The following is a 21,717-nucleotide window of genomic DNA, read 5'->3' as shown; positions in this document are numbered from 1 at the left end:
GCGCGCCTCCGAAGGAGGGAGAGGTGACGAGAGGACGAACGCAGCGAACCGCGACCGTCGGGGTCGCCGAGCACGGCAACTCGGCAGTGCTCGTCACTCTCGCGCCCGGCGGCGAGCTCCTCGATCGCCGGCGCATCGACCTCACCGATGGCTTGCCGACGCACCCGCATCACCACGAAGGGTCGTGGGCGGTGGGCCGCTACCTCGACACGCCGGGAGCGCGAGCGCTCTCGCTCGCCGACGCCGTCGCGCTCGTCGAGCGCGTGCGAGCGTCCGCCGCGCGCGGCGCGCGCGAGGGCCTCGAGGCGCTGGCCGCGGCGGTGCCCGTGCCGATCGCGAGCATCGCGATCCGCGTGTGCCCCGAGCTCCCGCCTACGACCGAGGAGCGGATCGCCGACAATCGCGCGCAGACCTTCGCCGACTCCGTCATGTATCGTCAGGCCCTCGCGGCCGCAGCCGAGGCGCGCGGCTGGTCCGTGCGCTGGTATGACCGCGAGCGCGTGTTTCACGACGCTGCAACGGCGCTCGGCGGCGACGACGTGAACGATCTTCTGTATGCGATGGGCCGATCGATCGGGCCGCCTTGGCAGGCTATCCACAAGCTCGCGGCAGCTGCGGCGCTTGCGGCCACAGGGCATCCTGCGCCGCGGGAAGCCACCGGATAGTTTCGCGAGCCCTTCCCAGACCCGTCAGGTCCGTGGAGTGCGAGGGATGTTCGTTGTCGCGTCGGGGAAGATGCCGGACGGAGGTTGCCAGATGACCGAGACGGAATGGCTGGTGTGTACTCGGACCAACCCCATGCTCCGCTTCTTGCTCGGACTCGGTCCGAAAGAGCTGCGGGTCGTGGACATCAAGACGTTTCCGGCGTGCAGGGGGAGTGACCGCAAGATGCGGCTGTTCGCCTGCGAATGTTACTACCGCGTGCGCGCCCTGCTCCCCGATGAGCTCGCAGAAGCGGCAGTGGAAACAGCGAGCCGTCACGCCGATGGCCTGGCCACGCTGGAGGAGCTTCAGGCCGCCGAGGCTCTGGTCCGGCAGGCGCTCGACTCTCTGGAGGGTAGGTGGCGGGCGTCCCATGGGGCCGAACGTATCTCGCTCCAGCCCAGGCACGACGCGCTGGCCCTGAGCTCTCAGGTGGTTCGACCACAGGCTCCGAAGGCGGCGTACTACGCCTCGTCCAACGCGCCTCTGGCAGCTGCTGCCATTGCCAATCCTGGCGCCGCGTCTGGGGATGCTTCATTCAGCGCCAGCAGCGCCGCGGAAGAGCTCGCTCAGGCCGGCGTGCTCCGCGACATCTTTGGCAACCTGTTCCGCGCGGTGGCATTCGACCCGCGCTGGCAGACCTCGACCGCCGTCGGGCTGGCCCGGCAGATGTACGAGAGCCGCGTTTTCGGGCCGATGCCGATCCTGGCCGACGCCCTGCGGGAGGCCGGGTGCGAGGACGCCGACGTGCTCGGCCACTGCCGTGGCGACGGGCCGCACGTCCGCGGCTGCTGGGTGATCGATCTGCTGCTGGGGAAGGAATAGGCTGAGCCGGACTCACGGCTGCTGCCGAGGGTCGGGCTCTGCCGTCCGCGGCAGGTCCGCCCGTTCGGCGGGCCGAGTGGGGGGCGTTGCGCGGCAGCGAGGATCTGCGTACCGTTGCGCGAAGGAGCAGCATGACGGTCTCGCTGGGCATCAAGCACCATGACAGCGGCGCCTTCGACGTCGTGCCCATCGCCACGAGCGACTACTTCAAGCGTCGCTGGCTGCCCGCGTGCGCGCATCTCGGCCTGCGATACGTCTCGCACTTCCACGACGGGGCGCTCTCCACGGTCTCCCCCGACGATCTCCCGGACATCGTCGCGGAGCTCGAGATTTTGCGGGCGTGGGCGGCGGCGAACGACGCTTTCATGGTCGAGAGGATCGACGGCGTGCTTCGGGCGCTGCAGGCGTTGGACGCAACGTCCTGTGAAGTTGACTTCGGCTGATGAGACGGCGCTCGCCATTGTCGTCGACGAAGGGGAGCTGACGATGGAACACGACCTTCGTCCGCCGAACAATTCAGAGGAATTGCTCGTGGCGACGACCTGAATCAAGCAGTTTAACCAGTCGTTGGACCGATCCGAGTTGCATCTACTTCACCATCCGGAAGCTCGCGTGCCGTAGCCAGGAGCGCGCGAGCGCGGCGTCTCCGTAGTGGGAGCGCGCCGTAACGAACAGCACGCCCGTGACCCCACCTGGATTCTCGACCCTGACGGGCTTGTCGTCTTCAAGGCCGTCCAGCTGTGGACTGATCGCCAGCCGCCCACCGAAATCGATGATTCCACCTTCCGCCTCGGCCAGGTCGATGCACAACCTGGCAAGCAACCGATGGTCCTGGTCGTCGTTGCACATCGCGGCGAATGAAACGACGTCTTCTGGCGACCATCCGAGCACCTCCGGGAGGCCCGCCTCGAGGACCTCGGATATGGCCTCGGGATATTCGGGCCCGACGGTCAGGATGAACCGGCGTCGGTCAACCCAGAAGTCGTCTTCACGGACCTTATCGGCGATGCGCGAAATTCCACGTCGAAGCGCGGCGACTCGCTCCACGCTCATCGTCGACGGCAGCAACACGGACGCCACGGGACCCGCCATTCCTCGAGCGTACGCTCTCGAACCATGGCGGTCCACCGAGGCGTCGCCTCCGCCGAGCTTCTAGACTTCGTCCGTCGTCCTGAGGAGTGCTATCTTGGCCGAACATGGGCAGGTGGCGCCGGACGGCCTCCGGTGAATGGAGGACACCTCGTATCGTGGGCGCCGCCGTCGTGGCGCTCGCCGCGCTGCTGTTCGCGCCCGCGGCCGGCGTGCGCGGCGATGCGCTGCCGCCGCTGCCGGGACCCGCGCCGCAGGGGAGACCGCAGGGCTTCTCGGCGCGCATCGAGAACCAGCGTTGCGAGGCCTGCCACGAGGACATCGCGGCCGAGTGGCGCGCCTCGCTGCACCGGCAGGCGTTCACGGATCGCGTCTTCCAGAGGTCCTACGCGATCGAGCCGCTGCCCTTCTGCCGTGGCTGCCATGCGCCCGAGGCCGATCCGGCCCACCACCCCGGCGCGGACGCGCAAGCGGTGGGCGTGGGGTGCGTCACCTGCCATCTCGTGGCCGGCGAGGTCGTCTCCGCGCGCGGCCGGGTCGCGCGCGGCGGCGCGCACGCGGTCCGCGGCGACGCGCGGCTCTCGACCGACGAGGGCTGCGCCCGCTGCCATCAGTTCGATTTTCCGCGAGCGCCCGGCGTGCCCATGCAGGACACCGTGGCCGAGCACCGCTCCGGGCGCTTCGCGGAGCGACCCTGCCGCGATTGCCACATGCCGCTCGCTCAGGGCATCGCCGGGAGACCGCACCGCGATCATCGCTTCTCCGTGGTCGGGGATCCGGCTGTGCTCCGCTCCGCGATCGACGCGAGAGCGTCGCGGAGCGGCGCGAACGCCATCGAGGTGAGCGCGCGCGTGGTCGCGGCGGGGCACGCCGTCCCCACGGGCGATATGTTCCGCCGGCTCGAGGTCCGCGCCTCGGCCGTCGATACGAAGGGCGCGATCGTGGCCGCCGCCGCGCCTGTGATCCTCGAGCGGAGGTTCTCCGTGCGCCCGGTCGAAGGAGGCATCGAGCGCGTCCCGGCCGGTGATACGCGCCTTCCCGCCTCGGGGGCGCCGCGCGTCCTGCGGCTCGTGTTCCCGGCCGTCATCGACGGGCTCGCGGTGCGCTGGGAGGTGGTCTATCAGCGCATGGGCGCCGCGATGGGCGCGGCCTTCGGCGTCGACCCGGCCGCGGACGAGGTGGTCCTCGCCGCGGGCACGCTGGGCGCGCGCCCGGTCATCATCGGCCGACCAGCGCCCGCTCCGGTACCATGAGCGCCGCCATGCGAACCCGTCGCCTTACCGCCCTCCTGCTGCTTGCGCCTTTCTTCGCTGCTGCTTGCCGGCCCGCGCCGCCTCCCGCGACGGCGCGCGCCGAGATCGCCGTGCTGCCGAAGCCCCCCGTCGTGGCCACGCCCCCGGCGGCCGCGCCCGGGCCTTCGCCGCTCGTCAGCGTGAAGACCCAGGCGCGCGTGCCTGAAGGGTTCGTGCTCGACGGCGACGTGGCGGAGTGGGGCTCGCTGGTCCCGCCGCCGCCACGTCCTGCGCGGCCCGCGCGAGGGGAAAGCGCGCTCCCGCCGCCCTCGACCAGCGCGATGGATGCGCCTTCGCACGTCGCCCTGGTGCTCTCCAGCGCGGGCGTCACCCTCGCGGCGGAGCTCGACGAGGGATCACGGGACGGGATCTGGCTGGGCCTCGGCTTCGGCGCGCCGGAGCTGCCGCCCATCGGCTATTTCCAGCGCGGTGGCGGGGTGATGCCGCTCAACTGCGAGACCGACATGGGCGGCGAGCCGCTCCCGGCCGACGTGCAGAAGGCCTGCCAGGAAACGCTGGCCCGGCATGACGCGTTCATCGCCGGCTACGAGGCGCGCTTCGTGCGGTTCTTCCGGCTGGATCGCGGCGGCCTCTCGGGGATCGGCGAGGACGGGAAGGGACGCCCGATCGAGGGCGCGAAGGCGGCGGTGAAGGGCGGCGACGGGAGGCTCACCATCGAGGCCACGCTGCCGACCTCCGCGCTGCCCCGCGCCTCGTCGGCGCCCATCGACAGCATCCGGCTCTTCGCGCGGGCGGCGGACGCGCCGCGCCCGCCGGCGCCGGCGGACGAGGAGTGGGTCTGGCGGGAGATCCCGGAGCCGGTGAGCTACGAGCCGTTCGCAAACCTCCGCGCCCTGGCGTTTCAGTCGCCGGAGCCGCTCGGCCCCATCCCCATGTCGTACCAGCCGGGAGATCCGTTCGAGCTCGAGATCATCCGCTATGCGTCGGGCTCGGACGGTACCGCGCTGGAGCCCGAGCGCCAGGGACTCTACACCCCGATATCCACGATAGGAGACGTCGAGATCGGCGAGCTCTTCATGCGGCAGCCTGCCCTCGCCATCCTGCGCAAGGGCGAGATCGTCGACACCATCCATACCTACGGTGCGCCGACGGGCATCGTGAGGCGCAACAAGGAGCTTCACCTGTTCTTCTACGAACAGTACACGTCGACGGACATCTGGGCCGAGAGCGCGGACTGGCAGGTCATCGGCGTCAAGCCGAGCGGCGAGTACACCGAGCTCCTTGTAGGGGCCGCGGAGAACGGTCCCTGGGCCAAGGATGTCGAGGAGTTCCATTCGACGCGCTTCGACCGATTCGGGATCCGCGGTACGCCGTGGCGCCAGGACGCCGAGGGCGAGGTGCAGCGCGCCGTGGAGATCACGTGGCGCTACGACGCGACGACGGGGATGTATCGGCCGAGCTCGCGCGTGCTGCCCGCGACGAAGGCGAAGAAGGCGCGGTGAGGCGGAGAGCGCGCGCGACCGGCTGGAAAGGCGACGACGGCTGCCGGAGTTGGACGGGCTACCCGATGGCGCAGGACAGCATTTGCACCTTGTCGCGCAGGACCGAACCGTGTGACTTTCATCGACCGATACTGGAACGACGACCCCGCGCGTCACGTGGTCGTGCTGGTGGCTATGAATGGAGTGCCTCGGTGAAGATCGCGAAGCCCGTACGGGTTCTGATCTCCGCGCTGCTCGCAGGCGGCACCGCAGGGGCCGTTGGAGGGGGTCTCTATTCGCGCATCGAGGCCTTGTCGGCCGTTGCGGCCGTGGTCGCGTTCGTGCCCGCATGGTTTCTATGGGGCGGTGTCGTCGACCACCTCGATCTATGGCTTCGCCGCCGAACGCGCGACGAAATTTGGCTGCTCACGCGCGAAGGGCAGGCGTGGTTGTCATCGACGGAAGGAACTGCATGGTCGAACCGTCATGACAAGACGAAGCGGGGCATAACGTAGCAATGGGAACCTGGGGCCATCGGATCTTCGAGGACGATTTCGTGGTCGAGGTACGCGCGGATTATCTGGAACGCCTCTCGTCGGGCGCCCCCAACGAGGCCGTGGCTCAGGTGGCTACCAAGGCTTTCTTCCCGGTGTCACGCCGACGCCGGCGTGCTTGCCGGTCGGCCACCTCCGGGAGCCAGTTCGCGCCCGATTTCCGCGGGTCTGCATGCGCGCTCACGGACGGGCGAAGCTCGGCGCGGCCGCGGGCGGCGGAGAGCACGACCCATCGCCGGCGCGCGGTGGGAGCGCCGGTGCGATCCTCGCCCCGATGGATCGACGCTGCGTTGCGGCGTTGGCACACAAGGACGAAGCTCCTCGACAGGTGTGCCAGCCTCTGACCCTCGTGTCATGAGGGGGCTCCGGCGGCGCGTCCACGCACCGCGGCACGGACGGCGCGAGCTCCTCGACAAACCCGCCGGACCCGCAAGGGCCGACCTGTCTCCAGGGCATCGACACCGACGCGCTACAATTTCGCCGTGAACGGTACGTTCTTTGCAATGGGCGTGAAGCGGAAAGGTTGCGCTTCATGTCCAATCAGCTGCCGTCGTCTTCCTCTGCTCGATCATGGTCGTCCCGCACGCGAGTCCTCTCGCTGTTTGCCCTGCTTGCCCTCCCGTCTGCCGTCATCTCGGCGGGGTGCGCTGACAAGCCGGACAACATCTACAACTACTACTACACGAACGGGGAGGGCGGCGCTGGCGGCGCCGGCGGCGCTGGCGGCGCCGGTGGTGGCGGGGGCGCCGGCGGCGCCCCCGCGCCGTACCCCGGGGCGCCGGTCGTGGACACCCAGGTGGCCGAGCACGCGCTCGACGTCTTCGGCACCGTCGGCAACCGCTACTGGTTCGCCGTCTCGGAAGAGCAGCTCGAGGCCATGAACGAAGGGCTCGGCGGCATCGGGGGCCCCATCAAGAGGGACGCATTCGGGGACATCTACTCACCGACCGGGGAGGACACGACCTTCGTCGATCATCTGTGGGTGACGACGGCCGGCGCCGAGGGCAAGACGGCCGACTACGGCAAGGTCCAGGTGGGGGTCGCTGGCCAGTCGACGCAGCGGCCCTGGACGAAGCGAACCATCCCCAACCTCAACATCGACGCCGACGAGTTCGTCGAGAAGCAACGGCTCGGCGGCTTCGAGCACGTGCGCTTCAACAACGGCCAGGTCGGCAGCATCTTCCGTGAGCGCCTCACGCTCGATCTCTATGCCCGCCTCGATTACCCGGCTCCCCTGACCAACTACGCCTGGCTGTCGAGCAACGTCTGGGGCGCGGAGGTGGCCATCCCCTACATCGTTGTCGAGCGCTACAAGAAGGCGTTCTGCACCCGCCTCGAGAGCAAGTTCGGCGGCGGCTGCGCCAACATGTGGGAGTTCGCCGGAGACTTCGCCGTCGACGTCCCGGGGGGCGGCGGGATCCCGCTCCCCATCGACATGGTGCCGTTCGGCGGGAGCGCCTTCGACGATCCAGAGAACTGCCAGCTCAAGGAGTGTGACAACACCCGCGCGAAGGAGCTCGAGGAGCTGATCGCCGCGACGCCCGCTGGCGAGGGCTTCAAGGCCGCGCTCGAGGGCTGGATCGACTGGCCGGCGTTCCACCGGTTCCAGTGCCTGTCGTGGGTGCTCGCCACCGGGGACGACGCGCTCCACAACAGCAACAACGTCGTGCTGGTCGAGCGCGCCGATGGTCTGTTCCAGTACCTGCCGTACTCGGTCGACATCAGCCTGGGGCAGAGCTGGTATCCGGTGGTGCCCCTGGCCGGCACGAACACGCTGGCGCGCGGGTGCCAGAGCGAGCCGGCCTGCTGGGCCGACACGATCGCGGCGTGCGAGGAGGTGATCGAGGAGTTCGCGGCGCTGGACCCGAACGCGGTGCTCAAGGGTCTCTACGAGCAGCTGTCGGACGAGGGCATGCTCCGCGCGGGCGACGAGCAGCGATACAAGGAGCTGGACGCCTGGCTCACCCAGCAGCTCGAGGTCCTGCCGGTGGAGCTGGAGAGGAACCGCGAGCAGCCGCAGCTCTGCATGCCTCCCCAGATCGATTGCGGCGGTTACTGCGGTTTTCCCCAGGAGTGCGGCTTCTGCGTTCCTCCCCTGGTCGATTGCGGCGGCTACTGCGACTATCCCAAGGCGTGCGGCGGCGGCGTCGGAGCGGGCGGCGGAGACGCCGGCGTCGGAGCGGGCGGTGGCGAAGCGCCCGTCGGAGCGGGCGGCGGCGACGCAGGCGCCGGAGCGGGTGGCGGCGAAGCGCCTGTCGGTGCGGGCGGCGCCGGCGGTAAAGCAGCGGACTGACGCCGGCTGAACCCCGAGGGAGGGGGCTCCGCCGTGGAGCTCCCTCTCAGGGCGAAGCCTCGAACAGGCACCGCGTGATCGGGATGGCGACGTCCTCCCAGACATACAGGTAGTATTTCGTGCCCGGGACGAGCTCCTCGGGGCTCCCCTCGGCGGGATAGCCCTGCTTCGTGCCCGGTGGGACCTCGCCGTAGGTGATCCCGCTCTTGACGGGCGCGGCGCTCGAGGGCACGTCGAGCCGCCAGATCGTCCCCTCGGGCAGGTCGAGGTTGGGCGGAGCGCCCGGGTTCTCGGCGTTCGCCGACAGGACGTAGACGTAGCGGGCGTCGCCGCCGCTCCAGGTGATCTTGCCCGCGGCGTCCACGCCTTCCCCCGCCGCGCAGTCGCCTGGCACGTAGAGGCTCTGTTCATGGAGCGGCCCGCCGAACGGGGTCTCGTCGGCGAAATCCTCCTTCGTGAATCCGCGGCGCAGGAGCTCGCCCTCGAAGAACGCGACCATGCGCGCCGGGTCCGTGGAGGGCAGCCCGCTGACGTCACGGGAGAAGCCGTTGTTCTGGTCCTGCGGGTACGCGCCGAGCGCCGCCGAGGAGACCCAGCCGGCCGCCAGCGCGAGGCCCGTCGGATAGAAGCTGTCGGTCCAGACAGGTCCGGCCTCGATGTACCAGTTCGACGGCCCCGCGGCCGGCGCGGCCTTCTCCGAGTGACAGCACACGCACCCGCACGCCTCGGTCTGCTCCGTGACCCAGGCGAGCTCGCCGAGCCATTGCGGATCGGACAGGCGTGGATCGTCGCTCGGCGTCTTGTAATCGGAGGGGGGCGCCGGCCAGTACGGGCGCTGCGTGAGGACCGGCTCGCACGACGCGTAGTCGGTGAACAGGCGCCCCGGCTCGGTGCAGCCCGAGATCGCGCCGAACGTGCAGACCTTCCCGCCGCTCTGCCCTGCCGGCTCGCCGGCCATCGGGTCGACGCAGACCTGCTCGGGCCACTGGAAGACGGCGCCGCCCGTGCCCACGCCGCCGCCGGGCTCCTCGGCCGCGCCCTCGCAGGCGTCGGGCTCGAACCGGCCGCCGCCGAACATCTCGCAGCCGCGCTGGGTCGAGGCGCACTGGCTCGTGTCGCCGCCGGGGAGGACGAGGCTGTACTCGTCGTCGGTCCCGCTGCCGAGCACGCATCGGCCGAGCGTCTCTGGATAGACGCAGCTCTCGCCCCCGGTGAACGTGGAGCCCTGGAGCGCCTTGCAGTCGGCCTCCGCGGTCTCGGCGGTCCAGCCTGCGCCCGTGTACTCACGGCACTCCTCGGCCTGGCTGAAGGCGCTCGTATAGACGCAACGACCGGGCGACCCGGCGGCCTCTGGGGCCCCCGATGCGGCGTCTTCCTCGGTCCCCTGGCAGGCGCCCAGCCCTCCCAGGGCCGAGACGAGGAGCGCTGCGCCCAGCATCACGTGCGGTGAACGGAGGAGCTCTTGCTTCACGGTCGAATCTCCTGAACGTCGCTCTCAGACGACGTTGATTGTGATCTGTCCCACGAATCTTCCCGACGAGCGTCCGTCTGTATACCGTTTGTTCATGGTTGTTCAACTGTCGTCCAATCTTTTTGTGAGAAGTATGTATGCAAGAATACGTTCTTGCTCATGGCGCAATTCGCTTGGAGGAGGCCGAGGCGTGTCCAGGGGCGTTCGCCCGCGCCCGCGGGGATCAGGCGGCGACGAAGCTCTTCACCGGAGCGCGCCGAGGCCGAGCGAGATGCACGGCTCCCCGTCGCGCAGCGAGATCCCCGCCAGCTGCTTGTCGGGCGGGTACATGTACCCGAACAGCATGCACATCTCGTTGTCCCCGTAGCCGAACGTGAGATCGTGGTCCGACGTGTTCCGGAACCTGCACGCGTACCGGAGGGAGTCGCCTTCGCCGAGCGCGAGCGCCGGCCGGAAGACCTCGATGTCGCTCTCCAGATCGAACGCCCCGCCCTCGTACACGCGCGCCTCGCCCCCATCCGCGCGGACGACGTCGACGTCGAACGCATCGGCGTAACGGTGCGTGTGGGGCATCAGAGAGACGATGTTCCCGCCGAACGTCGAGCACGTCGTGCCGATGGTCCGCGTGGCGCGCGGCGGGACGAGGAAGTCGTTGACGCTCAAGACGAACGGCGCGAGCTCTTCCGTCCGCTCCGAGAGAGGCATGGTGAAGAAGTCGTAGGCGATCTCGACGACCGCGGGCTCGGGCGACGTGTTGAGCAGGTGGATGCTCGTCGCGATCTCGCGGGACGGTTCGAGGGTGAAGCCCATCCCCTCCGGGAAGACGAGCGTCTCCTCGCCGACGACCTGCGTGGAGCTCGCGAAGAGCACGTCCGGGATGGCCGCCGGCAGCGTACCGAAGGGATCGTCGGCGCCAGGATGGCAGCCCGGGTAAGGGTTCGGCCCGAACGATGGATTGACCGGCTTGGCGATCACGTTGCTGTGATGCAGCCCGGCCGTCGCGTAGACGCGCGCCGCGTGGACGGTCGTGCTCTCGATCGCGGGGAAAGGCCATGACACGCAGAAGGTCGCCTCCTCGCCGGGCGCCATGAGCCGCGGCGGCGCGATGATCCTGAAGCCGCTGCGCGGCGGCTCCGGCAGCGCGAGCCGGGTGAGCTCGGCGCCGAAGGCGACGACGTTGTCCCGGTCAACCCGCTCTTCAGGCTCGTAGCGGGCGGCGGGCTGGACGCACCGCCCGCGAAAGCGCTCCTCGCCAGGAGAGCACGCCTCCGGCGGCGACGGCTCGACGCCCGCGCAGGCAGGGAGAAGCAGAATCCACAGGAGACCCGTCGAACGTGCGCTGTCCCTCGGGACATAGCGAGTTTTGGGATGTTGCATCACAAAGCATCTGCGGCCGACAGCCTCTCACCGGAAGCCTCGACTGCGGATCTCGCCTTCAGAGGGAGGGCGCCCTCGCGCGGCCAGGGCGGAGCCCGCGGCGAAGGGGACGCTCCCGGCACAACCGAGGACGGCGCGGGCTGATGCGGTCCATCCGCGGCGGCCGGCGGCGTCGGCGCGGAGGCTGGTCCGCCACCACCGGCGCTCGCTCCGCCAGCGGCAGCGGCCGCTCGCCGGCCCGCGGCCGCTTCGCCCAGCGCAGCGCCGACTGGAGCGTCCCGCCCACCTGTCGTCCGGCCGTGGCCGAAGGGCCGCCTACGTGGACACCCTGTTCACCCGGCTCGACGCTGTGCGCAACAAGGGGGTGACGTGGTCGTCGCGGATCGTCTAGCATCCCCGTGCCGAGGGGCAGCGCGCCCCACGATCCCCCGCATCGCCCGACCACCACGCAGCGTGGTCCCAGCTCGTGGAGAAGACAGCATTGAGCGAGCAAGCAATCGAGCCGGCCCTCCCCGTCACCGCTTTCGAGAGGCGCTTCAAGCACCCGCCGGGGCTCGTGATCCTCTTCTTCGCGGAGATGTGGGAGCGCTTTTCCTATTACGGCATGCGCGGCCTGCTCAAGCTGTATATGGCGAACTACCTGTTCGTCACCGCGCGAGAGGCCTACCAGGGGTGCCGGCAGCACGCGCAGCCATGCGATCTCGTCGCCGGTGATCCGACCACGGTGTTCGCCTGGCAGTTCATCAAGGGACTCCTCCCGAGTGCGCCCGGCGAGCAGGCGTCCATGCTCTACGGGCTGTACACGGGCCTCGTGTACCTCACGCCGTTCTTCGGCGGCATCCTCGCCGACAAGGTGTGGGGGCAGCGCAAGACGGTGGTGATCGGCGGCGTCTTGATGGCCATCGGACACTTCGTGATGGCGTTCGAGAACTCGTTCTTCATCGCGCTGCTCCTGCTCATCCTCGGCAACGGCGCGTTCAAGCCCAACATCTCGACCCAGGTCGGCAGCCTGTACCCGAAGGGTGATCCGCGCCGCGACGGCGCCTTCACCATCTTCTACATGGGCATCAACCTCGGCGCCTTCATCTGCAACTTCGTGTGCGGCACCCTGGCCGCCGTCTACGGCTGGCACTACGGCTTCGCCGCCGCGGGCGTCGGGATGTGCCTTGGGCTCATCGTCTACCTGGCGGGGCAGAAGTACCTCGCCAAGGACAACCTGATGAAGACGGCGGAGGGCGTCGGCGAGCAGAAGCAGCCGCTCTCCGGCGACGAGTGGCAGCGCGTCGGCGCGCTCGTGGCGCTCTGCGCCCTCAACGTCGTCTTCTGGGCGGTCTACGAGCAGCAGGGCAACACGATGCAGAGCTGGGCCGACGAGAAGACGGTGTGGCCCACCGTCCTCGGCTTCCAGATCCCGTCGACGTGGTTCCAGTCGGTGAACCCGCTCTGCATCATCCTGTTCGCCCCCCTGCTCGACGTCTTCTGGCGCTGGCAGGCGAAGCGGGGCTCCGAGCCGACGAGCGTCTCGAAGATGGCCCTGGGCTGCACCATCCTCGGGCTGTCGTTCATCGTGATGATCGTCGGCGCGCAGGCCGTCGGCGACGGCAAGGGCAGCCTGTTCTGGCCGGTCTTCTGCACGCTGCTGCTCACGATCGGCGAGCTCTACCTGTCGCCCATCGGCCTGTCGCTCGTGACCAAGGTCTCGCCGGTGCGGATCGTGTCGATGATGATGGGCATGTGGTTCGTCTCGAGCTTCCTCGGCAACACGCTGAGCGGCTACATCGGCATCTTCTACGAGCGCTGGTCGAAGGACATGTTCTTCCTGATGCTCACCCTCCTCGGCCTCGGCGCCGGCGCCGCGATGTTCGCGTTCAACAAGCCGCTCCGCCGCGTGCTCGGCCAGCACTGATCCCCACCGCGCCCGGCGCAGCCGCGCCCTCTCCGCGAGGGCGCGGCGCCGCGCCAGGGGCCCTGCCCGCGCGCTCTCCACGGGGGCGCGCGGCGCCGCGTCAGGGCGCCCGCGCGCCGGCGGGGTCGACGATCCGCTCGTCGAGGGTCGCGAGCCGCCCCTCGGGCAGCGCGCTCCCGATGGCGGCCACGGCGCGGCGGACGCTCTCCAGCGTGCTGCACGAGGCGACGTCGACGAAGAGCCGCCCCGACTCGGGCCAGGAGTGCAGCGCCACGTGCGACTCGCCGACGACGGCGCACGCGGTGATGCCCTGCGGAGAGAACGGAACGACCACCATCTCGAGCAGGGTGAACGAGCCCGCTGCGACGGCCGCCTCCAGCGCCCCGCGGAGCGCGGCCGGGCTGTTCAGGAAGTCGGAGGGACAGCCCTCGAACAGGGCAAGAGCGACGAAGAGCTGCATCGGTGAGCGAGCGCGCGCGGCGGTCCGCGCCGGCCGGCCAGGGTAGCCGACCCCGGGCGCCGCGGAACCTGAATCGGTCTCACGAAGGGGTAGGCCCGAGGAGCGCGTGTTCGCCGCGCTACAGCGCCCTCTGCACATGCCGAGCAGAGCGACGGTCTCCCGCACAGGAGACGGGCCCAGATCGGCGTTTTCGGCGCGCAAGCGCACTCCGGTGCGCTGAGCACCGAAAACGTCGAGGTGGGCCCGTATCCGAAGCGGGTGACCGTCGCTCTACCGCCGCGCGACCTGGACGACCTCCCGCACGCGCTGCCCACCCAGGTCGAAGCGCCCCTCGAGCCCCGCGAACACGAAGCTGTTCACGCGGCTGCCCGGGACCTCCCAGGCGCGGATCGACCCCTCGGTGTCCTCCCAGAGAAACATGTTGAGCCCGCCGCCGATCGTGGGCCCCAGCGCGACGCTCTCGGACATGCGGACGTCGAGCACCACCTGGAGTCGCCCGAGCTCGATCCCGTGCGTCACCGTGTCGCCCCTCACCCCGGCCGGCGACGCGGCCCACACCCCCGCCGGCGACGCGGCCCACACCCCCGGCCGCGCCGCGGTCCACAGCGCCCGGTAGCCGCCGCCCAGCGAGATCACCGGATCGACGCGCTCGAACGGCGCCAGGTGAAAGCTCGCCTCCGCGCCCAGCGTCACGCCGCGCACGTCGGCCCCGCCCTGCTCGGCGCCCTGCGCCGTGTACTGCTCGTACCTCGACGTCAGCCCGAGGCCGACCTTCGGCACCGCGCGGTAGACGAGCTTCACGCCCACGCCCGCCCCCGGCCCCGCCACGTCGCGCAGGCGCCGCTCGCTCCCGATGTCGCCGAACCCCTGCGCGTACCCGAGGTTGAGGCCGAGCTCGAGCGCGTTGGCAGGCGCCCCCAGCGGAGAGCGCAGGTAGCTCGGCGGGACGTCGCCCCCGAAGTCCTGCGCAGCGGCGACGCTCCCGCAGAGCACGGCGACCGCTCCCGCGGCGATCGCGACCCCGGTGTTTGCTTTCATTGCGGATCCTCCTCGCTGCGCGGCGCCGCGAGGACGGCGGATCGATCCGCGCGCCACGCCGGGAACGCCGCGCGCCGGGGCGCGAGCATCGCGTGTGCCACGGAGGCGGCGAGCAACGCCTTCCCGGTCGCGGACGGGCCGCCCGCGCCGCGCGTCAGCCGGCGTGTGCGTGTGTGCGTCTGTCAAAACGAGCGGCGGCAGCGGCCCGCGCCGTGCGTCGGCTCGGGCCTACCAGCGGTGGAAGGCGGGGTGCCCTTCCTTCACCGCAACGAACGTCCCGCGGCACGTCGCCGTGACCCGTCCGCCCGCCTCCAGGGTCGCCTCGACCACGACGCGGTCGCCCTCCGCCTCGGCGACCTGCGCCCGCAGGTGCACCGGGCCGCCGAGCGGCGTCGGCTTCTTCAGCTTCACGTGGAAGTCCGCCGTCACCGTGCACGGCGGCGCGTCGGCCCCCCGCGCCTTCATCAGGTGGTAGGCCGCGGTCCAGTTGGAGTGGCAGTCGAGCAGCGCCCCGATGATGCCGCCATTGAGCATCCCGGGGAACGCCTCGTGGTGCGGCTCCGGCGTGAAGTCGCAGACCACCGCGTCGCCCTCGACGCGGCTCTTCAGCCGGAGCCCCCTGTCGTTCGCCGGCCCGCAGCCGAAGCAGCGGCCCTGCGGCGAGTACCTGTCCTGCAGGCTCGCCGCGTCGCCGCTCACCGGGTGCCCCCGACGAACGCCTCGTCCATCAGCATCTTCTGCTCGAGGAGGTGGCTCGCGCGCGAGCCGGTCGCCGGGCTCGCGCTCGGCGAGCGGCTCACGCACGAGAGCGGCAGCCGGTCGCCGATGCGCTGCCGGAGCACCGCGAGGATGTAGTACCAGGCGCCGTAGTTGCGCGGCTCCTCCTGCACCCACACGAGCGGCGTGCCGTCCTTGTAGGGCGCGAGCGCGTTCACGATCTCGTCGTTCAGCGGGAACAGCTGCTCCAGCCGCAGGATCGCCACGTCCTTGAGCCCGCGCGTCTCCCGCGCAAGCGCGAGGTCGTAGTAGACCTTGCCCGAGCAGAGCAGCACCCGCTTCACGTCCGCCGGATCGACCCCGCTCGTGTCGGGCAGCACGCGGTGGAACTGGCCCTCGGAGAGATCCTTGATCGTCGACACGGGCCGGTGCGGGCCCTTCGACGTCGCCGGGACGCGCAGCAGGCTCTTCGGCGTCGCGATGATGAGCGGCTTGCGCCACGGCCTGTGCACCTGCCGCCGCAGCACGTGGAACAGCTGCGCCGGCGTCGTCAGGTTGCACACCTGGATGTTGTCCTCGGCGCTGTTCTGCAGGCAGCGCTCGATGCGCGCGCTCGAGTGCTCCGGCCCCTGGCCCTCGTAGCCGTGCGGCAGGAGGAGCACGATGCCGCTCAGCCGGTGCCACTTGTCCTCGCTCGACGTGAGGAACTGATCGACGATGACCTGCGCGCCGTTCAGGAAGTCGCCGAACTGCGCCTCCCAGATGACGAGCCCGTCCGGGTAGTCGAGGCTGTAGCCGAAGTCGAAGCCGAGCACGCCCGCCTCGCTGAGCGGGCTGTTGTACGCCTCGAAGCGCGCCGGCCCCTCGGCCACGCGCGACAGGGGCGCGTAGCGCGCGCTCGTCTCGACGTCGCGCAGCACCGCGTGCCGGTGGCTGAAGGTGCCGCGCTGCACGTCCTGACCGGAGAGCCGCACCGGCGTCTTCTCGGCGAGCAGCGACGCGTAGGCGAGCATCTCGCCCGTGCCCCAGTCGAACGGCTCGCCGGCGACGAGCTTGTCGTGCCGCTGCTGGAGCGTCGGCAGCACCTTCGGGTGCGCCTTGAAGCCCTCGGGCAGCTCGAGGAGCTTCTCCGACAGCGCGATGAGCTTCTCGGCCGGCACGCTCGTCGGCACCTCCGGCGTCGCGTTGTCGGCGCCGCCGCGGTAGTGCGACCACACGCCGCCCATCGAGTACAGCACCGGCGCGAAGCCCTTCTGCTTCACCTCGTCGAGCGCGGCGGCGAGCGCCTCGCGGCGCCGCACGACGATCTCGTCGGCCTTCTCCTCGGTGACCTGCCCGAGCTCCATGAGGCGCCGGACGTACACCTGCCGGACCGTCGGCTTCTTGTCGATCGCGGCGTACATCCGCGGCTGCGTGTAGCGCGGCTCGTCGCCCTCGTTGTGGCCGTACCGCCGGTAGCAGTACATGTCGATGATCACGTCGGAGCCGAAGCGGGTGCGGTAGTCGATCGCGAGCTGCGCGACGTGCGCGACCGCCTCCGGATCCTCGCCGTTCACGTGGAACACCGGGACCTTGAGCATCCGCGTGATGTCGGACGCGTAGCGGGTCGAGCGCCCTTCCATCGGATCGGTCGTGAACCCGACCTGGTTGTTCACGATGACGTGGACCGTGCCGGCCGTCGTGTAGCCCTGCAGGTTCATCATGTTGAGCGTCTCGGCGACGACGCCCTGCCCGATGAACGCCGCGTCGCCGTGGATGAGCAGCGGCATCACGCGGCGGCGCGCGTCGGTCGTGCCGTCGGCGAGCCGGCGGTCCTGCTTCGCGCGGACGCGCCCCTGCACGACGGGGTTCACGAACTCGAGGTGGCTCGGGTTGAACGTGAGCGTGAGGTGGACGTTGCGCCCGTTCTCGAGCGTGCGATCGGTCGAGTAGCCGAGGTGGTACTTGACGTCGCCGCTGCCCAGGTGGCGCTCCGCGTTCTTGTCCTCGAAGGCCGCGAAGATCTCGCGCAGGCTCTTGTCCATGATGTTCGCGAGGACGTTCAGCCGGCCGCGGTGCGCCATGCCGACCACGATCTCGTCGACCTCGTGTGCCCCCGCGCGCTCGATGATGAGGTCGAGCAGCGGGATGAGGCTCTCGGCGCCCTCGAGCGAGAAGCGCTTCGTCCCCGCCTCGTAGGACTTGTGGATGAACTGCTCGAAGATCTCGGCGTCGGAGAGCTTCGTGAGGATCCGGAGCTGCTTCTGGCGGTCGAGCGTGAGCCGGTTGCGCGTCGACTCCATCTGCTGCTGGAGCCACTGGCGCGCCTCGGGCTCCTCGATGAACGTGAACTCGACGCCGATCGAGCGACAGTACGTCTCCTCGAGCCGGCGGATGATCTCGCGCAGCGTGAGGACGGGCGGCACGCCGGCGAGGTCGGTCGTCGGGAAGGGCAGCTCGAGGTCCTCGACCCGGAGCCCGAAGTTCGTGAGGTCGAGCTCGGGCGGCGTGGCGGGCGGCAGGCCGAGCGGGTCGACGTGCGCGAAGAGGTGGCCGCGCACGCGGTAGGCGTTCACGAGGGCGTAGACGCGCGCCTTGATCGCGGCCTCCGCGAGCACCTTGAGATCGCGCGAGGACTCGGGCGAGCTCGGGTGCTCGCTGAGCGTCCGCGCGAACGCGGCCTCCAGCGTCTTCGCGGCCTCGCCGTTCGTCTTGCCATTCCCGCTCCCGTAGCCGTGCCCGTTCCCGGGCCGCAGCACCTGGTGCGGGATGGTCGGCGTCGCCGCCGGAGCGGGCAGCCTGCTCGGCGTCGCTCCGCCGTTCTTTCCCTCGAAGAACGAGCGCCAGCCGGGGTCTACCGACTCCGGGTTCTCGAGGTACTGGGCATAGAGCTCCTCGACGAGCCCTGCATTGATTCCGAAATCAAGCTGCATCGTGGTCGGCGTGCAAATAACGCGTGTCGGGCCGGCACGCTAGAGTCGTTTTCCGATGACTTCGCCTCGTGGGCCGGAACATCGTCCGGGCAAGGGGTTCGAGCGCCTGGAGAAACGGTAGGGAGAAGCGGTAGAAGGGGGGCCATGGATCAAGACCGCAGAACCCCGGGTCGAGGACCGGCGCCCGCCGTCCTCCCCTTCGATCGCTTCCGGGACCACCTCTTCCACGAGCCCAGCCTCGGCCTCTGGCTGGACGTGAGCCGGATCCGCTTCGGGAGCGACTTTTTTACCACGATGGAACCGCGAATTCAGGCGGCGCTCGCGGAGATGGCGGCGCTCGAGGGCGGGAGCATCGCGAATCCCGACGAGGGCCGCCGGGTCGGTCACTACTGGCTGCGCGCGCCGGAGCTCGCGCCCGAGGCGGCGCTGCGCGCGGCGATCGAGGAGACGAACGCGCGGATCCTGAGCTTCGCCGCGGACGTGCACGCGGCGCGGGTCCGGCCGGAGCGGGCGGCCCGCTTCAGCAGGGTGCTCGTCGTCGGGATCGGCGGCTCGGCGCTCGGGCCTCAGTTCGTCGCCTCGGCGCTGGGGACGCCGGCCGATCGGATGCAGATCCATTTCTTCGACAACACGGATCCTGATGGGATCGATCGCACGCTGGACGCCATCGGGGACGATCTCGGCGCGACGCTCGCGGTGATCATCTCGAAGTCGGGCGGGACGAAGGAGACGCGCAACGGGATGCTCGAGCTCGAGGCGGCGTACCGTCGGCTCGGCCTCTCGCTCGGCGCGCACGCGGTCGCGGTGACGGGGGAGGGCAGCGAGCTCGACCGGTACGCGACGAAGCACGGCTTCCTGGCCCGCTTCCCGATGTGGGACTGGGTCGGCGGTCGCACGAGCGAGCTGTCGGCGGTCGGCCTGCTGCCCGCGGCGCTCCAGGGGCTGTCGATCGTCGAGATGCTGCAGGGCGCGCGCGAGACGGACGAGGTCACGCGCTCGAAGGAGGTTCCCCGGAACCCCGCGGCGCTGCTCGCGCTCGCCTGGTACTCGGCGACGGGCGGCGTGGGCCGGAAGGACATGGTGCTCTTGCCGTACAAGGACAGGCTCGAGCTCTTCTCGCGCTACCTCCAGCAGCTCGTGATGGAGTCGCTCGGCAAGCGCCTGGATCGGGAGGGCAAGGAGGTCTTCCAGGGCATCGCCGTGTACGGCAACAAGGGCTCGACGGATCAGCACGCGTACGTGCAGCAGCTCCGTGACGGGCTCGACAACTTCTTCGTCACGTTCATCGAGGTGCTGCGGGATCGCGCGCCGTCGCGCGGCGTGCTCGAGGTCGACCCCGGCGTCACGACCGGCGACTACCTCGACGGCTTCCTCCAGGGGACGCGCAAGGCGCTGACCGAGAGCGGGCGCGAGTCGATCACGCTCACGATCGACACGGTCGACGCGCGCGCCGTCGGCATGCTGATCGCGCTCTACGAGCGCGCGGTGGGCCTGTACGCGTCGCTCGTGGGCATCAACGCGTACCACCAGCCCGGCGTCGAGGCCGGCAAGAAGGCCGCGCAGGAGGTGCTCGACCTGCAGGCCAAGGTGCTCGCGGCGCTCGGCGCGGGCGCGGGCCGCGCGCAGTCGCTCGCCGAGGTCGCGAAGGCGGCGGGCGCGGACGACGTCGAGACGGTCTTCTGGATCCTGCGCCACCTGGCGGCGAACCCGGAGCGCGGCGTCGCGCGGGAGGTCCCGCAGGGCGGCTCGCCGTTCGACGCGACGTACCGTCTGGCGCGCTGAGGGGGCGTCCGCGCGGCGGAGCGCGCTCCGCCGCGTGGGCGCGACATGGGCGAGGGGCTCGTCGAGCAGGCCCGAGTGGATGTAGGACATGCGCCGGAGGCTCGTCGAGCAGGCCCGCATGGATGTAGGACATGGGCAGGTGCCTGGCCGAGCAGGCGCCGGCCCTGGCGCGACATGCCCGGGGCCCTGCGGCGCACGTCCCGGGCAGGTCGCCGCGCGTGACGCCGACCACTGCTCGGGGGCGACGCAGCTGAGCTTGTGCCTCTGCCTCTGCCCCGCTGCGCGATGGTGGAGTGGTGCGACGAATGACAACCGAAGATGGGATTCCTCCTCTCGGTGTCCACCGTGCTTCCCGGGAAGTTGGCCCGTGACTCGCGTGACGCGCACGATTGTAACGCCATGATCAGGGTGCGGCGATGAGCGATGGGGCGCGTGACGGCCGGGGACCGAGTGCGACGCCTCCCCATGCGGCGACGGTGGCGCAGCCGAAGCGCGCGTTCGGCGGGGTGGCGGCTCGGCCTCCACACGCGGCGACGGTGGCGCAGCCGAAGCGCGCGTTCGGCGGCGTGGCGGCTCGGCCTCCACACGCGGCGACGGCGGTGGAACGCGCGCCCGGGATGGCCATGGAGCGACCGGTGGTGTTGGCAGGTGGGGGGACCGCCGCGGGGGTCGCGCAGCGTTCCACGCTCGGCGAAGACAACTCGCACCTGTCAGCTCTGGACCTCACGAGCTACGTGAAACCTTCCAGTGGAAGGAGCGGAAATACCGTTCTTCTGGGCAGCAGCTTCGTTTACAAGCTGTTCAAGAACGTCAAGGAATACACGCGAGAGGTCGAGGAGTCCATCGAGCTCGGCGAGACCGGGGTGCCCATCTTGTTCCACAAGGCATTGGGCTACAGGCAGGTGAATGAGCCAGGCGGAATCAGCACCAAGGCGTATGTGCTGATGATGTACCGCGCTCAGGGTACAACCCACATGCTGGCAAAGAGCGGCGGAATTGCGAAATTCTGCAATGAGATCAAGAAGTTCAAGGGCAATCTGGTGCAGCTCGCCAACTTGCGCCGGTGGTTTGATAGTGCCAGCAATGCTGGCGTGAAGGACGCGCAGTTTATCTACGATTCGGATACGAATACGCCAAACTTCATGGATGTCCACCTGGGCGGAGTCAAAGGCGGCGGCGACTGTCGCGAGGTCGTCGACTTCATCGACTCGCTGTAGCTCGACCTTGACGATGCTGGCCGCGGGCGGGGTCGGCCCACGGCTTGGCGCCGCCAGCCCGGGGCGGGCACAGGATGATGCTCGGCGAGGCGGTCTCCGCCCGCGTCGCGGACCGGTGCCCGCGTCGTTCAGGATGGGCCGACGTCGCAAGCGGTCGAAGCAGCGAGCATCGAGCTCGCGCGGTCGCCGGGCAGCCCGCGCAGCGGTTGCCTCACTTCTTCTCGACGCGGAGGCGGCTCCCCTCGAGCACGACGTCGAAGGCCCCGGTGACCGAGGGCAGGAGGGCCTTCCAGTCACCCTGGGGCCGGTAGAAGAACACGTACACGGCGATCTGGCCCTTCTTGGGCGGCGAGACCTGGAGGGCTTGCCGCGTGCCCGGGAAGACGACGGCAGACTCCAGCACCGAATCGTCCGGATCCATGACCTTCGCGGCGGCCGTGTCGTACGTCTCCTCGAGGAACGTCTTCGAATCGACGTTGCGGACCAGCAGGTACGCAGGGCGCCGCTCGTTGAGCGCGTCGTCGGGGCGCACGGTCAGGCACACCGGAGACGGGCCGCAGCCGGTCGCCATCGCGCCGCCCAGCAGCACCCAGCCCAGCGAAACCAGGGCTCTCCCTCCTAGGCGCACCGGAGACATCAT

General features: G+C 70.0%; 18 protein-coding genes. 10 read left to right on the top strand and 8 right to left on the bottom strand.

Annotated features, from left to right (window positions below; all coding sequences use genetic code 11):
* Positions 1-23: 23 nt before the first annotated feature.
* From WME95_RS31775 to WME95_RS31765, 3 genes are all read left to right on the top strand, one after another.
* The gene (locus WME95_RS31775; protein WP_437903099.1) at positions 24-665 is read left to right on the top strand and encodes a hypothetical protein; all 642 of its coding nucleotides are present in this window, start codon (positions 24-26) and stop codon (positions 663-665) included.
* Between the two features lie 91 nt (positions 666-756).
* Positions 757-1,527: a hypothetical protein gene (locus WME95_RS31770; RefSeq protein ID WP_437903098.1), complete on the top strand. Its 771-nt coding sequence runs from the start codon at positions 757-759 to the stop codon at positions 1,525-1,527.
* A 131-nt stretch (positions 1,528-1,658) separates the two neighbouring features.
* Positions 1,659-1,970 carry a hypothetical protein gene (locus WME95_RS31765; RefSeq protein WP_437903096.1) on the top strand — a complete coding sequence of 104 codons (312 nt, stop codon included), beginning with the start codon at positions 1,659-1,661 and terminating at the stop codon, positions 1,968-1,970.
* A 145-nt stretch (positions 1,971-2,115) separates the two neighbouring features.
* Here WME95_RS31765 and WME95_RS31760 read toward each other — a convergent pair whose 3' ends face one another.
* Positions 2,116-2,607: a DUF6368 family protein gene (locus WME95_RS31760; protein ID WP_437903095.1), complete on the bottom strand. Its 492-nt coding sequence runs from the start codon at positions 2,605-2,607 to the stop codon at positions 2,116-2,118.
* A 167-nt stretch (positions 2,608-2,774) separates the two neighbouring features.
* On the opposite strand from WME95_RS31760, the gene WME95_RS31755 reads away from it, so the two are divergent.
* From WME95_RS31755 to WME95_RS31740, 4 genes are all read left to right on the top strand, one after another.
* The gene (locus WME95_RS31755; protein ID WP_437903094.1) at positions 2,775-3,869 is read left to right on the top strand and encodes a multiheme c-type cytochrome; all 1,095 of its coding nucleotides are present in this window, start codon (positions 2,775-2,777) and stop codon (positions 3,867-3,869) included.
* Between the two features lie 8 nt (positions 3,870-3,877).
* On the top strand, positions 3,878-5,371 hold the full coding sequence (locus WME95_RS31750) for a hypothetical protein (protein ID WP_437903093.1): 1,494 nt from the start codon (positions 3,878-3,880) through the stop codon (positions 5,369-5,371).
* 191 nt (positions 5,372-5,562) lie between these two features.
* Complete coding sequence (locus WME95_RS31745) at positions 5,563-5,865, top strand: hypothetical protein (RefSeq protein WP_437542578.1); 303 nt, start codon at positions 5,563-5,565, stop codon at positions 5,863-5,865.
* Positions 5,866-6,436: 571 nt separating this feature from the next.
* Positions 6,437-8,197: a CotH kinase family protein gene (locus WME95_RS31740; protein WP_437903092.1), complete on the top strand. Its 1,761-nt coding sequence runs from the start codon at positions 6,437-6,439 to the stop codon at positions 8,195-8,197.
* A gap of 46 nt (positions 8,198-8,243) precedes the next feature.
* Here WME95_RS31740 and WME95_RS31735 read toward each other — a convergent pair whose 3' ends face one another.
* Both WME95_RS31735 and WME95_RS31730 read right to left on the bottom strand, forming a co-directional pair.
* The gene (locus tag WME95_RS31735) at positions 8,244-9,668 is read right to left on the bottom strand and encodes a proteinase inhibitor (protein WP_437903091.1); all 1,425 of its coding nucleotides are present in this window, start codon (positions 9,666-9,668) and stop codon (positions 8,244-8,246) included.
* Between the two features lie 243 nt (positions 9,669-9,911).
* The gene (locus WME95_RS31730) at positions 9,912-11,045 is read right to left on the bottom strand and encodes a hypothetical protein (RefSeq protein ID WP_437903090.1); all 1,134 of its coding nucleotides are present in this window, start codon (positions 11,043-11,045) and stop codon (positions 9,912-9,914) included.
* Between the two features lie 481 nt (positions 11,046-11,526).
* Between WME95_RS31730 and WME95_RS31725 the strand changes: the two genes are divergently transcribed.
* Positions 11,527-12,951, top strand: a complete 1,425-nt coding sequence (locus WME95_RS31725; RefSeq protein ID WP_437903089.1) for a peptide MFS transporter — start codon at positions 11,527-11,529, stop codon at positions 12,949-12,951.
* 100 nt (positions 12,952-13,051) lie between these two features.
* On the opposite strand, the gene speD is transcribed toward WME95_RS31725, so the two are convergent.
* From speD to WME95_RS31705, 4 genes are all read right to left on the bottom strand, one after another.
* Positions 13,052-13,411, bottom strand: a complete 360-nt coding sequence (gene speD / locus WME95_RS31720) for an S-adenosylmethionine decarboxylase (protein WP_437293597.1) — start codon at positions 13,409-13,411, stop codon at positions 13,052-13,054.
* 270 nt (positions 13,412-13,681) lie between these two features.
* Positions 13,682-14,449 (bottom strand): hypothetical protein, encoded by a 768-nt coding sequence (locus WME95_RS31715; RefSeq protein WP_437903088.1) that lies wholly within the window; start codon positions 14,447-14,449, stop codon positions 13,682-13,684.
* Positions 14,450-14,677: 228 nt separating this feature from the next.
* On the bottom strand, positions 14,678-15,148 hold the full coding sequence (locus WME95_RS31710) for a PaaI family thioesterase (protein WP_012238299.1): 471 nt from the start codon (positions 15,146-15,148) through the stop codon (positions 14,678-14,680).
* Entirely contained in the window at positions 15,145-18,078 is a 2,934-nt protein-coding gene (locus WME95_RS31705) for a 2-oxoglutarate dehydrogenase E1 component (protein WP_437903086.1), read from the bottom strand. Before WME95_RS31705 ends, WME95_RS31710 begins: the two co-directional genes overlap by 4 nt.
* A gap of 144 nt (positions 18,079-18,222) precedes the next feature.
* Between WME95_RS31705 and WME95_RS31700 the strand changes: the two genes are divergently transcribed.
* Together WME95_RS31700 and WME95_RS31695 are read left to right on the top strand one after the other, a co-directional pair.
* On the top strand, positions 18,223-19,860 hold the full coding sequence (locus tag WME95_RS31700; RefSeq protein WP_437903084.1) for a glucose-6-phosphate isomerase: 1,638 nt from the start codon (positions 18,223-18,225) through the stop codon (positions 19,858-19,860).
* Positions 19,861-20,276: 416 nt separating this feature from the next.
* Positions 20,277-21,077 (top strand): hypothetical protein, encoded by an 801-nt coding sequence (locus tag WME95_RS31695; protein WP_437903083.1) that lies wholly within the window; start codon positions 20,277-20,279, stop codon positions 21,075-21,077.
* Positions 21,078-21,288: 211 nt separating this feature from the next.
* Here WME95_RS31695 and WME95_RS31690 read toward each other — a convergent pair whose 3' ends face one another.
* Positions 21,289-21,717 carry a hypothetical protein gene (locus tag WME95_RS31690; protein ID WP_437903082.1) on the bottom strand — a complete coding sequence of 143 codons (429 nt, stop codon included), beginning with the start codon at positions 21,715-21,717 and terminating at the stop codon, positions 21,289-21,291.

The sequence above is a fragment of the Sorangium sp. So ce327 genome, assembly GCF_051530205.1.
GTDB classification, from domain to species: Bacteria; Myxococcota_A; Polyangia; order Polyangiales; family Polyangiaceae; genus Sorangium; species Sorangium cellulosum_B.
This window is presented reverse-complemented; position numbering and strand designations above follow the sequence as displayed.